Origin of the sequence: Chitinophaga eiseniae (assembly GCF_012641265.1) — a bacterium.
Taxonomy (GTDB): domain Bacteria; phylum Bacteroidota; class Bacteroidia; order Chitinophagales; family Chitinophagaceae; genus Chitinophaga; species Chitinophaga eiseniae_A.
Window position 1 is genome coordinate 286,222 of sequence record NZ_JABAHZ010000008.1, and the last position, 12,576, is coordinate 298,797.

A 12,576-nucleotide genomic window follows, 5' to 3' on the forward strand; every position below is an offset into this window, starting at 1 on the left:
GATGGTCACCCGGTATTTACCGCTGTATTGTGCAGCTGCCATTTAAACGGTCAACGTCACCATAGCACCGTTTTTCCGCTTACTTTCATCCGCCGCCTCCATAAACGCCATCATCTCAATGGTTTCTTCCGGTTTTACCGGTGGGATACCGGTTTGAAAGAATTGGGTGATCTGCAGCACCAGGGGGTGATAGGAGTTAAAATCACCGATGGCCGCAATGGCTTTTTCACCAAAGGCATGGCCACCAAAACCATAGGGCCCTTTTTTTACGCCCCGCAAAGTGGCTATACGCCCGTCGTCCCAAACGGCTGTGATATGATCCATATCAGTTTCCGTAGTGCGGGTGAGTCGCTTACAACCCGTACCCATCAGGGCGTAGAGCATTTCCACGCCGTGAATGCCGTACCAAAACAAATCGGGGTGCGTTTTTTCCGTAGGTGAAGGCGTGTAAATATCCACGCCAGTTACTTTTCCGATACTTCCACCGTTTACCTGCCGGATACTATCGATAAAGCGAAGGGCGGAAGAAGAAAACACGGGCACATTGTTTTTGGCAGCTGCCTTAAAAATAGCTTTCGTATCTGCCAGGGAGGCCGACATCGGCTTGTCTATAAACAGGCGCTTCCCCGCTTTCAGTACCGGCAAAGCCTGCTCCAGGTGTACTCTCCCATCGTTGGATTCCAGCAGCACCACATCGCATTTTTCCAGCAGTGCGCCGATGGTATCCACAATTTCTACGTTCATCTCTTTTATCTTAGCCAGGTTGCCGGGCACCATCTCCAGGCTGGAGGCAATGTCCTTGCTGCCCTGTACATAAGCTACGGTGACATGATATCCCAAAAATGCAGGATCAGGGCTGGAGGCGTTCAGCATTTTGGTGAACTCCACACTATGCGAAGTATCCAGCCCTATAATGCCTACCCTCCGCTGATCGGCCATGGGTATAGCGCCCATGAGTGGTTGTACAGCAGCTGTTAGTCCTAATCCAATTCCTGTAATAGCGGCGTTCCGGATAAACTGCCGGCGATTGTATGCATTGTTCATTGCAACTACTTTAATTTTTATGATGATGATCTTTAAACAAACACCCGAAGAATATTAATACTACCCCGGAGATAACCGCCGGCACCAGCCAGATGGATGCCCAGTGATAATGTATCATGTCCCCTGCTTTGCTGCTGTATAACTGTGCCGTAAAGCCCGACACGTAAGAACCTATCAGCATGCCCACCCCATAGGTAGCAAAAGTGATGAGTCCCTGCGCGGCACTTTTTACGGCTTCCCCTGCTTTGTGGTTGGTGTATATCTGCCCGGTTACGAAAAAGAAATCGTAGCACACGCCATGCAGGAGGATCCCCGCATACAGCATCCAGGCGCCAGTTTCATTATCGCCCAGGGCAAAGAAAACATAACGCATAATCCAGCAGCCCATGCCCAGCAGCATCATTTTCTTTACTCCCAGCCGGCTAAACAGGAAGGGCATCAACAACATAAATCCCATTTCTGATACCTGTCCCAGGGTCATTTTACCCGCTGCATTCACCATGCCTTTGTCGTTGAGAAAAGGATTGGCCAGGCTGTAATAGAAAGCCAGGGGAATGCAGATGGTAATGGCCGTAATAAAAAATACGCCGTACCGGCGGTCTTTGAAGAGTACCAGTGCATCGAGACCGATTACATCCGATAACATTACCTTTTTTCGTACAGGCGGCGCCGGTGGCAGTGAAAAGCTATAAATACCCAGCAACAGGGAACAGGCGGCGGCTATACGAAAAGGTATGGCAGTGGCTTCTATACCCAGGAATCCTATCAGCAGCCCAGCTATGATCCACCCTACGGTGCCGAATACACGTACGGAAGGGAATTCCCTGCCGGCATCTGTCATCTGGCGGAAGGAGATGGAATTGGCCAACGACATCGTAGGCATGTATAACAAGGTATATAAGAGGATCAGCCACCAGAAGCCATTAAATCCAGACACTACACTTAGCCAGCAAAGTACCCCCGCTCCTGTTATATGCAGGACCGCCAGTACATGTTGTGCTGCGAAGAACCGGTCGGCCACCATCCCGACAAAAAAAGGAGAGATCATGGCGGCAATTGACAGGTTGGCATAGGCGGCGCCTACCTGTACGGCATTGGCTTTGAGCGCCGTAATCAGGTAAGTGCCCATGGTTACATACCATGCTCCCCAGGTGAAGTATTGCAGGAGCATGAGTACGGATAAACGAATACGAACGGCTACAGGCATATATTAATGTTGGTTTGAAAACTTCAGCCAGTCAATGTTAAACAGGTGACCTTCTTTACCATCTGTACTTTTGAACAGGCAATAGATATCATGCAGTCCTGTTGCCGGTTTCACCGGGGCGGACACCACTTTCCAACCGGTTTTAGCATCTGGCGCCTTGCCCGGGGCAATGGTCAGCTGGCTGATCAACGCACCATCGGGTTTATCGAGACGCATTTCTATTACCCCTCCCATGCCCTGTTCCTGTATATTATATTGCACACTTTGTATGTCATCGAGATAGAGATGATTGAAGCGTACAAAATTATTGTGGTACGGTAGCCCGTAACTTAGCGCCAGCGTGGTTTGCGTGGTAAGAAATACTTTGGCTTCGTCGGCATCTTCGATTTGCAGCAACGGATCTCTCAGCATAATATGATCACGCGTGGTGATGGGCTCTATCCCGTTAGCGCCTTTATCGGTGTAGGTGGCCATAAGCAGGTAAGCGCCTTCATGTCCTTTTCCGGTATGCTTACTCAGCGGTAAAGTGCCTTGCAGGGGGATGGAGGCCGTGCTGACGCCCAGCGAAAGAATGTATTTCACGATTTCCTGTGCGTCTGTTTTGGGCATATCAGGATGCGACGACATGGTACGATTGCCCCAGTTGCCACTGCCGCCGGCAATAATCTTGGCGGCCAGTTTATTAATCATAGGCTCGTTGGCGTTATAACGGTGCGCGATGTCTACCAGTGCCGGACCTACCGAAGTGGCTTTCTCTGCGTGACAGGCTTTACAATCGAGCGACCAGAACAACTGGCTGCCTTTGGCATATTCCGGGTTAAGCCCTGCGCTACTGCCTTTGGCCAATACCAGGGCCAGGTCTTTCCCAATGGGCAGGTAGTCGAAGCTTACCTGTACCTTGCTGCTATCAATCTTTCCGTCTTCCGGATCTTTCACATTTACCTGGTAACTGAGCACGGCATTGTCCCAATAGAAGCTACGATTGGCGGCAGTATTGATCTGTACTACCGGCGGCGTGTTACCTACTTTAATATCGGTGTTAGCTGTGCCCGCACCGCCATGATTATCTGTTACCGTGAGTGTTACTTTATAGCTGCCGGGCTGCGGGAAAGTATGTTGCACCTCCATACCCTTCAGCTGTTGATCTCCTATTCTCCAGGTATAGGTCAACTGATCATTTTTATCGTAGTCGAGTGAGGCAGCGGCGGAAAGATGGGCGGTAAACGGCGCCGCGCCATACTGTTGCGGCGTGCTGATAGCAGCTACCGGGTTACGGTTTCCTTCTGCATAAGTAATTTGTACAAGCTTGGCATCTGAGTTTTTGGCGAACCAGTTGGTGCCATATTCCAGCATGTAAATGCTGCCATCGGGGGCAATCTGCATATCTACTGGCGCAGCAAATGGAATATGTTCCAGGAAAGGTTCCATGCGCAGGTAGTTGCCTTCCTTATCCATGGTAACCGCCATAATCCAATGCCTTACCCAGTCGTAGAAAAATAGTTTGCCATTATAGTAGTCCGATAGTTTATAGGGGGCATTTTTATATAGGTCGCTGTAAAAGACCGGGCCTGCCATAGCCGATTCTCCCCCTTTTCCCAACATGGGAAATATGGGCGACAGGGCATCGCTGTACCAGATCATGGCAGGTTGTGCCGGTGGAAGGTCTTTGATGCCGGTGTTGTTGGGCGAGCTGTTGACCGGGTGCAGTGGATCTTTTACGGGGCGTTCTTTTTTTGCCGCATAGTCCCATAGCGGGTACGGCTGATTGTTGCCGTTAAAGTAAGGCCATCCAAAAAAGCCTGGTTTCCGTGCCTGGTTGAGTTCATCGAAGCTCACCGTATTGCCTTCGGGAGAAGGTACTTTGGTGTCAGGTCCGATGTCGCCCCAGTATACAAATGCGTTTTTCATATCTACGTGGAAACGGTAAGGGTTGCGGCATCCCATCACGTATATTTCGGGGCGGCCCTGCGAGCCATCTTTCGGGAAGAGGTTCCCATCGGGAATTGAATAGCTACCATCTTCTTCCGGTTTGATGCGTAAAATTTTTCCCCTGAGATCTTTGCTGTTCGCGGCGCTGGCCTGATCATCAGACAGCTCCCGGCCTTTTCTTTCATCTACCGGGGTATATCCTTCGGTTTCCTCCGCGTTGGTATTATCACCGATGGAGAGATACAGCAGGCCGCCCGGCCCGAATGCCAGGTATCCTGCAGAGTGGCAGCAGTAGCGGCGTTGCGTAGGTACTTCCATCATTACTTTTTCAGAAGCTTTGTCCAGCGTATCACCATGCAATTCCATGCGCACCAGTTTATTGAACCATTTTTCCCCGGCGGGCGCATAGTAAAAATATACGCGGTGATTGGTTTTAAAGTTAGGGTCCAGCGCTGCGCCCAGCAAGCCATCTTCTATGCCGCTGAATACATCGAAATGCCCGATATTTTTTGTTTGGTGTTGCCGGGCATCGTATAGTTTTACGGCGCCTTTACGTTCAATGAACAATACATTTCCTTCGGGGAGAATACACATTTCCATGGGCTCATCCAGACCATGGTCCAGCACCGTGTAGGTATAGCGACTGGTATCGGGCGGCAACAGGGTGAGCGATTGTTTGTAGTTGGGTAAGGCATTATCGCCGATGAGATAGGTCAATGCGGCCCGGAAGTCAACTGCATCCGCATTTGGTGCGAGCAGGTACAACCGGCCCTCATCCTGTTTGAGCGCTTTGCCAGTGGCTAAGCTCGTCCATTCCTGTATCCATGGCCAGTCTTTGCGCAGTGCGGCGGTATCTTTCACGGCGAGTATACCACCACCGCCGGATTCAGCGTAGCGTTTCAACGCCGGTACTTGCCGGAAGTCGAGGCTATCGGATAAAGAAAAGGGCAAACAAACGGCGCTGAACTGCCGGAGCGAATCCTCCTGGAACAGGTGCCGGTCGCCCGTCAGCACCAGCTGCCAGCCTTCTTTGGCCGCAGCGGCCTGTATTTGTTTCACCCATCCGCTATCGCGCAGGGTAGCATAGCATAAAATCCTGGTATTACTTCTCCTGGAGGTACAGGCAAAAAGTAGTACCAGCAACAACAGTGGACAAAGCTTTCTCATAGTTCTCTGTAATAAAAATGTAACCGGCTGAAAGGAAGGCTTTCAGCCGGTTTGGGTCATCGTATTAGTATCCTGGGTTTTGTTTGATGGATCCCCCGCTTTTATCTATTTCCGTTTGTGGAACAGGGAACAGGTATTTATTGCCACTGGCGGGCGCTTTGAAGCTATTGCCTTTGCCATTGGCGTAAGGTTTGGTAGAGAAGTCCTTCATGGTCGTCACATAAATATTCCAGCGCAGCAGATCGAACAGACGGCCGTATTCGCCGCCCAGTTCTACGCGGCGTTCATGCCTTACTGCCACGCGGAGGTCATCGCTGGCCGTTACCGGACGTAGCGGCGTAGCAGGCACTGTACGCACGCGGGAAGTAGCTTCCGTATCGGTATGTGAAGAAGTCGTGGCGCGGGTACGTACCTGGTTGATATAGTCGGCCACGGTTTGTTTATCTCCCCCACTTTCCAACAGCGCTTCTGCATACATCAGCAATACATCTGCATAGCGGATGAGGTGCATCGTCCATGCATCGTTGCCCCATCCCTGGCCACGGCGGGCCGCCGGCAGGAACACTTTACGGTTATGATGACCGGTGTTGGGATAAGTGGAAAAGTCCAGCACTTCCTGTCCACCTGGTTTAGGAAATATATCTCCCTGGTCGAGGATGGTAAACAGTACACGGGGGTCGCCGGGTTCAAAGGCGTCGAGCAGCGACTGGGTAGGGCAATCGAAGCCCCATCCGCCGGCGCTGCGGGGCGAGCAATATACGGGCTCCGTAGAGCCATAGATAAAGGCTGCTGGATCGTCGCCAAAGATCAATGGAAAAACGCATTCCCTGCTTTTATATCCATCTTTCAAAAACAGTTGCTGGTATTGTGGTTCCAGGGTGAAGGCCTGGGAGTCGATCACTTTTTTAGCGGCGTCTCTTGCTTTGGCGTAGAGTGCTTTATCATCTTCCGCGAAGAAGAGATAGGCCCGTGCCAGCAGCGCCCAGGCAGCTTCTTTGGTAGCGCGGCCCTGTTCCCCATCGGGCATATCCTTGCGGGAAGGCAACGCGGCGTCGTTTGCCGCCGCCTCCAGTTCACTGGTAATAAACTGGAATACTTCCTGGGAAGAAGCCCGTACAATTTTGTTGCGGTCATCCACGCTCAGCGTTTTAGTGACCAGCGGCACTCCACCAAAGATGCGTACCAGGTCCAGGTAATAATAGGCGCGCAGGTAGCGTACTTCAGCGAGGTAGCGCTTACGGATATTTTCGTCGAGCTTAACGCCGTTGTTGTCGAGCAGCGGTGCATCGGGCAGGTGTTCCAGCGCTACGTTGCAGCTGCCGATACCATTGTAGCAGGCTTTCCAGAGGTTAGACAGGGTTTCATTATTGGAGAGCGTACGGCCAAATCCCAGGTCGAGCACAAAAGGGCGGTCGTTGCCATCGGAGCCTCCTTTATCACTTTCATCAGTGGCCATGTTGCCCAGCTCGGCGATGGCGGCCTGGTAACCCCAAAAATCATAAAATCCCAGGTAGCAGTTGACTACGGTTTTAAAACCGGCGCCGGGCGACTGGTAAAAGTTCTCATCTGTTTGCCTGCCCAGTGGTGGCCTGTTGAGGTAATCTTTAGAACAGGAAGTGACGAGCAAAGCAGCTATTAACGGTAAAGAATATACGAATTTTTTCATGAGTGGCAGTGTTAATGATTAAAACTTGGCATTCAGTCCGATCATATACGTGCGGGCCTGTGGGAAATATCCCTGGTCGATGCCCATCAGCTTAGGATCGCTGCTACCCATTTCCGGATCCAGCCCACTGTATTTCGTGAAGGTGAACAGGTTCTGCGCAGCCACGTATAGCCGTAACTGTGGTATGCGTGCACGTTCCAGCCATTTGGCGGGGAAGTTATATCCCAGCTGTATATTTTTCAGGCGCAGGTAGGAACCATCTTCCACGAAATAATCAGACACGCTGTTGTTCAGCGCTGCCACAGAAGAAATTTTGTAGTACTTGTTGGTAGAGCCTGGGCCGTTCCATGACTTTTCCAGGAAGCCTTTGGGCGCGTTATACCAACCGGTGCCGGCTTCTGTATCGTAGCGCAGGATGTTCATCACATCATTGCCCTGGGATCCCTGCCAGAACATGCTCAGATCGAAGCGTTTAAAGTTGAGGTTGATGCTCAGGCCATACACGAAGTCGGGCCAGGGGTTGCCGATCATGGTACGGTCGGCCGCATCCAGCTTGCCATCAGGGCCGGGCACTACTTTACCGTTGGCATCGTAGCCATTGATATCTTTGAAGCGCAGGTCGCCGGGAGAGCTCACTCCTTTCTGGGGACTTTTATCTACTTCTTCCTGCGTCTGGAAGATGCCATCTGTTTTCCATCCGAAATAGTAGCCTACGGGTTTTCCTTCTTCCGTTTTGCTGATCACTTCTCCCAAATGAGCAGTGGAGTATACAGGTTCTCCACCACCCATTGTCAACACCTCATTTTTAAACGTGGAAATATTAGCGCGAACATTGTAAGAGAAATCGCCAAAAGTATGATGATGGCCGATGGATAATTCCCAGCCTTTATTCACCATGCTTCCGGCATTTTTCCAGAAGGGAATATCTACCGGATAAGCCATGGTAGCCGGCAGTGGTACTACTACCAACATATTGTTTACCCGTTTGTTAAAATAGTCGACGGTTACATCCAGTTCACTGTTAAACAGCTGGAGTTCCAGGGCTACATCGGCCTGGTTGGAGGTTTCCCATTGCAGGGATGGATTGGCCATGGTTTTACGTTCGGCGCCCAGGTATCCCGTGCTGGTGTTACCGAAAATGTAGCGCTGATAGGTATTGCCGTAGGTAGACAGATAGAGGCCACTGCCCGTACCGGTGTATTGGTTACCGATAGAGCCGTAGCTGGCGCGCAGTTTACCACTGCTCAGCCAGGAGAGGCCGGCATTTTTCACGAAGTTTTCTTCTGTAAACCGCCAGGCAGCCGACGCTGATGGGAAAGTACCCCAGCGATAGCCTTCCCCAAAGTTGGAAGTGCCATCGCGACGCACGTTGGCGGCCAGGATGTAGCGGTCGGCATATACGTAGTTGATACGCCCGAAGAAAGACTGCATGGCGCTGGAGTACGTATAACCGGAAGCGTTAGGGTTCAGTGTAGCCACATCGATGATGCGCATATCATTATCATTGTTCACTATTCCCTGCTTGGAAGCAGCGTAGGACAAGCCTTTGGTGAGTTCTGCCGAAATACCTGCCAGGGCGGTAATATGGTGGTTTCCAAAAGTCTTATCGAAGTTGAGCGTATTTTCCCATACAAAATAATTACTCCAGGAAGAGTTATTACTGATGGTATTGTAGGTACTGTAGTCAAAGGCATTCAGGAAAAACGAGGGGGTAAATCCTTTAGAGATCCCTCTTCCCAGGTCGAGGCCGAAGTTGCTGCGAAACATCAGTGGGTCGATAATTTTGATATCGAGGGCAGCGCCACCTTTTACTGCAATGCCTTCCCATACTGATTGCTGCATGCGTTCTACCTGTCCTACCGGGTTAGGTTTGTTGGAGTACAGGATACCGGCGTATTGGGAGTACGGGTTGTTGGCTTCGTAGCCATCCATGATGCTACTGAAGAAAGCAGGTACATTTTTGAGCTGGTTACGGTATACCGGTGTAATCGGATCTGCCGTCATGGCGCTAAAGATAGTACCAGTAAAAGGGTTGTTTTCATCCACGTTGCGGCGGCTTTCATAGATGAGGCCAACGTTGGTAGTGAGTTTTACGCGGGGACTGATATCTGCGCCTACATTGGTTCTCCAGGAAATGCGTTCATAGTCGGAACCTTTCACGATACCTTCCTGTTTCATATATCCTGCGCTGGTAGCGTATACGATATTTTTGCCGGCGCCGGTGAGCCCTACGTTATAACTCTGCATGGGTGCATTGTCCCGGATGATTTCCTTCCACCAGTCGGTGCCATTGGGACTACCGGTATTTTCGGCCACGAATTTCAGCACTGCTGCTTTTTTCTCTGGTGTATTTAAGCTGGTGGGCATGGGAGAGTTGCCGGCGGTGGCGGCTCTTTGTTTATATTCGATGAACTCGGCGGCGTTGAGCATGTGTGGCCTTTTCCAGGCAGACTGTATGCCGGTGTAGCTGTCGAAGGTCACGTGCATTTTTTGTTCTGTGCGACTGCCTTTACGGGTGGTGATGATCACCACGCCATTAGAGGCCCTGGCCCCGTAGATGGCGGAAGTAGAGGCATCTTTCAGGATATCCATCGACTCGATATCATTGGGATTCAGCCAGCCGATATCCGTTTGAGGTAGGCCGTCTACAATATACAGGGGGCTGTTACTGCCGGTGATAGAGCCAATACCGCGGATACGTACTACGGGAGGTGATCCGGGGCTACCGCTGCTTTGCACTACAGTTACGCCGGTAGCCTTACCTTGTAAGGCTTCACCGGCATTGCGTACGGGCACATTGCGCAGGTCGGCGCTGCTTACGGAACTGATGGCGCCTGTAACATCTTTTTTCTTCTGGGTACCATATCCTACCACTACAATTTCATTTAAGCCGCTGGTAGATTCTTCCAATACGATATATAAAGGCTGGTTGGGAACAGCGGCCGCTTCTTTGGGTTCATAGCCCATATAGGTAAATACCAGCGTAGCGCCGGCGGGAGCCATGACGGAGAAGTTGCCATCGGAGCCTGTTACTGCACCGGTGCCGGATCCTTTCACCTTTACAGATACGCCAACCAGGGGATGTCCTTTCGCATCTTCCACCCGCCCGGTAATTTTATCCGTTGCGGTGGCTTCGTTGCGGGGCGCAATCACCACCAGGTTATTATCTATGATTTTATACACGAAGGCGCTATCCAATACCCGGCTCATAATTTCGGAGAGCCTGGCATTTTTCACCTGCAGGTTTATTTTGCCCAGCTGCCGGATAGTATTATAGTTGTAAAAGAAGCGATAGTCGCTTTCCTGCTGGATTTTCTCAAAAATTTTATCTGCGTCCGTTTTCACGAAGGACAAGGTGAACTTCTCCTGTGAAAACACAGTGGCAGACGCATGCAGGCAGGATATCAGCACCACGACAAAGCACAACTTCATAATGAGGAATAGTTTGAGTGTCTGGCGGAGCGCATAGGATGCCCTGCCAAATCTTCTTTTTTTCATAGATTTGTTTTAGAAAGGTTTGTAAAGAAGGGTGTAAGTGAAGTTTCGAAGCCTGCTTACCCCTGTTGATACCTATAAGCCTTTTGAGGAAGAGCCCTGCTCTTCCTTTTTTCATGGTTTGGTCAGGTGCTGCAGTTGTTTACGCGTGTTTTCATTACAGGTAGTTTTTGGTTTGATAAAATGTTCGCTGTTATTTAGATATATATACTTGTCGCTGTTGGATACGGAAATGGAAAGGGGTCGTCATCTGTAACAGTTTCAATGCTTTTACGATCCCTTCTTTTTCAAATACGCCACTGAGTATTTCTTTCTTCAGGCTTTCATCTTCGAAGGAGATGGTGACATTAAACTGCCGTTCCATTTTCCGGGCTACTGTTTCGAAGGTTTCATTTTTAAACACCAGCTTCTGTTCGCGCCAGGCGGTTTCGGCCACCAGGCTGTCTTTCCCATTGGCTTCCGGGAAATTGACCAGCGACAGACTGTCGGTTTTTCCGATGGTAGATAAAATCAGTTTTTCATGTGGCAACAGGATTACTTTTTTCTCCGGGCTGTTGTGCATGACCACCTGCACCTTCCCTCCCACTACGGCTACCTCTGAGCGGTTGTCGTCGTCGTATGCTTTTATATTAAAGCTGGTGCCCAGTACATGTACATCCAGTTTTCGGGTATGCACTACAAAGGGCCTCGCATCGTCTTTTATTACATCGAGGAATATTTCCCCGCTGACCTGGATATCGCGGCTGTTATTATTAAAGCGCTGATCGTAGCTCAGTTTACTCCCGGCATTTAGCCATACCGTGGTACCATCGGGTAGTAGCGCCTTCATCGTTTGCCCGAGCGGGGCGGTCATCTCCTGGCGGGAGGCGATAGCCGGGTGCTGATAACGCCACCACTGCCATCCTATGCCCGTTGCCGTTAGTCCCACTACAGCCGCAGCCGCAGCCCACCAGCCGCGTTTAATGCGCATGGCAGTAACTGGCGCGGCAGACAGGCGGGGCGCTATTTTCTCCCAGACCTGCTCCGCAAATTCCCCCTGTTCGGCCGCGTTATTACCCATCCTGTCGATGATGGAAGCCGTAAACGCCGCACCGGTATCCGCTGCCAGCAATTGCTCCAGTTCTTCCAACTCTTCCTGACTGGCGGACCGGCTGGCCTTTTTTGCCATCAATACTGCTATTCTTTCAGATTTCATTTCATTCAAATAGGACCTGTGTATAAGGACACCGGGTAAACGACGATTCCCTAAAAGCGGGAAAAATATTTTTTGGGAGATAGCCGGAAAGGCCTAGTTATTCTTTCCGCCGGCATCCGGGAGGGCCGGTACGGGGGCAAAACATTGGAGACGGGCAGCCAGTTTTTTCATCGCAATGGCCAGCTGGGCATCTACGGTTTTAGGAGAGATACCGAGGATGCCTGCCACATCTTTGTAAGACAGTTCATCCTGCTTTACCAGTTTAAAGATCATTTTACATTTAGGGGGCAGCTGTTCTACCGCCGAAGCGATGGCCTGCTGCAGTTCGTGGGTGAGCAGCAGCTGTTCGGTGTCGGGCTCGAGCCGGAAATGCTGCACATGGAGCGAGTCGAGGTCTGTTTCGGTAAAAATGGCCGGCCGGCGAAGCTGGTTTAATGCGGCATTCTTTACCGCCACATACAGATACACTCTTATCTGCCCGATCTTATCCAGCTGGTGTCGCTTTTCCCAAAGCTTTACAAATACATCATTCACTATTTCTTCCGCTGGCTGGCGCTGTTTTACGAAGGCAAAGGCAAACTGGTATAACCGGAATACCTGCTGCTGGTACAGCGCTTTGAAAGCGAGTTGATCATCGTGAAATTGTATGCGGTAAAGTAACTCCTCCATAGTCACGTGCATACCACAAAATAAAATTTTTCTGGTAAACACGGTTACTTTTTAAGAAAAAATACTAAAGGGAGCAGAATGTGTCGTCCTGAAATAGGTTGACAGATTTAAAGATATTCCCGGTCGTCATTAGATGACCGGGATTTTTTGTTCGTGGACCTGACCTGGTGTTTTAAGTTTAAGGGCCAGATGCGGTCTGTATTG

The 12,576-nt window shown here is 50.5% G+C and carries 7 protein-coding genes; all 7 read right to left on the minus strand.

Going from position 1 to position 12,576, the window contains the following annotated elements; translation table 11 throughout:
- Window positions 1-42 precede the first annotated feature (42 nt).
- Window positions 43-1,044 (minus strand): Gfo/Idh/MocA family protein, encoded by a 1,002-nt coding sequence (locus tag HGH91_RS26725; RefSeq protein WP_168742129.1) that lies wholly within the window; start codon window positions 1,042-1,044, stop codon window positions 43-45.
- Between the two features lie 10 nt (window positions 1,045-1,054).
- Window positions 1,055-2,251, minus strand: a complete 1,197-nt coding sequence (locus HGH91_RS26730) for a nucleoside permease (RefSeq protein ID WP_168742131.1) — start codon at window positions 2,249-2,251, stop codon at window positions 1,055-1,057.
- A gap of 3 nt (window positions 2,252-2,254) precedes the next feature.
- Entirely contained in the window at window positions 2,255-5,347 is a 3,093-nt protein-coding gene (locus HGH91_RS26735) for a PQQ-dependent sugar dehydrogenase (protein ID WP_168742133.1), read from the minus strand.
- A 64-nt stretch (window positions 5,348-5,411) separates the two neighbouring features.
- Window positions 5,412-7,013: a RagB/SusD family nutrient uptake outer membrane protein gene (locus HGH91_RS26740; protein ID WP_168742135.1), complete on the minus strand. Its 1,602-nt coding sequence runs from the start codon at window positions 7,011-7,013 to the stop codon at window positions 5,412-5,414.
- 18 nt (window positions 7,014-7,031) lie between these two features.
- The gene (locus HGH91_RS26745) at window positions 7,032-10,511 is read right to left on the minus strand and encodes a TonB-dependent receptor (protein ID WP_168742137.1); all 3,480 of its coding nucleotides are present in this window, start codon (window positions 10,509-10,511) and stop codon (window positions 7,032-7,034) included.
- Between the two features lie 190 nt (window positions 10,512-10,701).
- Window positions 10,702-11,703, minus strand: a complete 1,002-nt coding sequence (locus HGH91_RS26750) for a FecR family protein (RefSeq protein WP_168742139.1) — start codon at window positions 11,701-11,703, stop codon at window positions 10,702-10,704.
- A 93-nt stretch (window positions 11,704-11,796) separates the two neighbouring features.
- Complete coding sequence (locus tag HGH91_RS26755; protein WP_168742141.1) at window positions 11,797-12,384, minus strand: RNA polymerase sigma-70 factor; 588 nt, start codon at window positions 12,382-12,384, stop codon at window positions 11,797-11,799.
- Window positions 12,385-12,576: the final 192 nt, after the last annotated feature.

Coding starts and splice junctions, on each gene's coding strand:
- HGH91_RS26745 (WP_168742137.1), bottom strand. CDS start 10,511: ATGAAAAAAAGAAGATTTGGCAGGGCATCCTATGCGCTCCGCCAGACA.
- HGH91_RS26725 (WP_168742129.1), bottom strand. CDS start 1,044: ATGAACAATGCATACAATCGCCGGCAGTTTATCCGGAACGCCGCTATT.
- HGH91_RS26750 (WP_168742139.1), bottom strand. CDS start 11,703: ATGAAATCTGAAAGAATAGCAGTATTGATGGCAAAAAAGGCCAGCCGG.
- HGH91_RS26735 (WP_168742133.1), bottom strand. CDS start 5,347: ATGAGAAAGCTTTGTCCACTGTTGTTGCTGGTACTACTTTTTGCCTGT.
- HGH91_RS26730 (WP_168742131.1), bottom strand. CDS start 2,251: ATGCCTGTAGCCGTTCGTATTCGTTTATCCGTACTCATGCTCCTGCAA.
- HGH91_RS26740 (WP_168742135.1), bottom strand. CDS start 7,013: ATGAAAAAATTCGTATATTCTTTACCGTTAATAGCTGCTTTGCTCGTC.
- HGH91_RS26755 (WP_168742141.1), bottom strand. CDS start 12,384: ATGCACGTGACTATGGAGGAGTTACTTTACCGCATACAATTTCACGAT.